Genomic DNA, 2,177 nt, shown 5'->3' with positions numbered 1-2,177 from the left:
TAAAGCAGCAAAAGTTAACGCGATTAGGCCTGTTTGTTTTGTATAGAGTTCTTCATCATTGCCAGAGTCAAACTGATATCGATAGAGAGTGTCATCGCCTTCATATGCAATAAAACCATCCGTTAAGGCATGGTTTGGGACGGAACCTTGGTTTGCATTATCAAATGTTGAGCGTGCAAGTGATAAATACGCTTTGATTGCATTTTCACTAGCCACAATATCTTCTGAGTTAATAAGAGTATTGAGCGTGGCAAGACTTAACTCATGAAGAGTTGTATAACTAGCTTGGAGGATTTGGCTATTGTCATATTCTTTTTGGTTTCGGAATATAACTAAGCGGTCATCACCTGCACTTACAACATATGGTGGGGGAGTTTCTTCGTCGCTTGCCGGCTTATTTTCTGACTTATACTCAAATGGAAAATCGAACAATGTAGGTCCATTCCAAACCCTACCGCTCAATGCTTCTGTTTCAGCGTTGTGTGATACCCATATCGAGCGACCTGTTTGCTGCTCACCATCATCATCGTTGTAAATAAAATTTGGATCAATCAGAAATGCTCCAAAGACTTCTGAGCTACTGACGTTAAAACTTTCATTAAGGATGTTCGAACGAGATATATCAAAGTCTATGTAGTGATATCGATTTGTAGCAAATGAGCAGTCAGAGCCATTTTTAAGCGCGACATATACTGCTGTATCATCGATTGTCTTCAGGTAGTAGTCACTATCTGAATCAAATACTGAAAATGCAGGTCTTTTGGCTGCGTATACGCCGCACACGTCATCGATAAATTCTTTGAGGTCGTATGAACGACGGTTTGCTGTTTTCGAATAATTAAGCAACTTAATCATTTTTCCGTCAACGTAGGCTGCGAATTCGTAGCCAGGAGCATCTTCGTCAGTATCGAGCACCACGACGGAGTTTGGTTCTGCATTGAATGTGGCTAGTTCGTTGATGCGACCACTTTCGGGATTGAATTGGAATGCTTTACCGACATCTTGACCTGATTCATTTTCTGTACTGAAAAATACATTGATGCTCTGCACTTCGTCTTCCTCGCGAGCGACGGGTGGAGTTTCACTACACGCACTCAGTGCGAGAAAGGCAACCAAACAAATGATCAGATGAGTGCTTCGCAGTACGCTAAAACTCATGGGCACAACATTCCTTTGAGAAAAGTAATTTAACCCAGCTAGTATATAGAGCTAGGATTTTGAAGCGAAATCAAAGGCAAACGATTGGGATAAGGGTCACACAAGTAACGTGGTCTTAGCCTAATAGTTGCTTAAGATAATGTTTGGCATCGCTTTTACCTTGTTCGAAAGTAGAGTGGACCTTCTTTGGTGATGTGTAATCCCAGCTTTCTACCTCTACTTTTTGAAGAGGGCAGAGATATGTGATTTTTTCTGTATTCGGTAGGTCTTTATAGGGACGCGACAGTAATACAAGAGTTTTGCTTTGATTCGTATCGACGCCATGAACCGGCACGTTATCCACCATCCCACCATCAAGAACGTGTGTATTATTGTGTCGCATAATTGGTGTGAAAGGCGGAGTGCATGAGGAGCTAAGAATAAGGTCGGCGAGCTCGTCAATAGTCTTTGCCTGATTGGCGACAACAAATCGAGAGCGAAACCCTAACTTTCTACCCCATTGGGGATGAACTCTGTGGTGAATCTTTTTTTCAAGCTGGTAGCTAGCAAGGCCAACTAGAACCCCAGAACGAGGTCCAAGCCAGGCAGGTAGCTCGGCTAAGAGTACTTTGTTTTTTGTGGCGTTTTGAAGTGTAACGAGGCTTGGCTTATCTAGAGCTTTATGGATGATCTTTCGGTATAACTCTGAGTGCGGATGTATGTTTTTTCCTTGAAGCGCGTGTGACCAATATCTGTTTTTACTATTTTGTGCTTGCACTTCCATTGTCGCATTGAGTGTTTCGTCAAGTCTATTAGCCAGAATGGCACAAGATATCGCTGAGCCGGCACTAACAGAAGCAATCTTTGTCGGGGCGAGATCGATGTGTTTTGCAAGCTCTTGCCATAGCCCTGCTTGCCAGAAACATCTGTTTCCCCCTCCAGCAAAAACAATATTTTGATACATCTCTGTCCTATTTCCATGGATGTTAAGCTAGCGTACTTGTAGTGAGTTTTTGTCTCTACACAAGGTAAGCCAGTCG

2 protein-coding genes are annotated in these 2,177 nt (G+C 42.7%); both read right to left on the bottom strand.

Annotated elements, in window-relative coordinates:
• Positions 1–1,158 (bottom strand): hypothetical protein (locus A3738_RS00640; protein WP_156503844.1); only part of this gene is annotated, 1,158 nt, incomplete at its 3' end.
• Between the two features lie 115 nt (positions 1,159–1,273).
• Entirely contained in the window at positions 1,274–2,101 is an 828-nt protein-coding gene (locus A3738_RS00635) for a patatin-like phospholipase family protein (protein ID WP_068479535.1), read from the bottom strand.
• Positions 2,102–2,177: the final 76 nt, after the last annotated feature.

It is taken from the genome of Oleiphilus sp. HI0066, from assembly GCF_001635725.1.
This window is presented reverse-complemented; position numbering and strand designations above follow the sequence as displayed.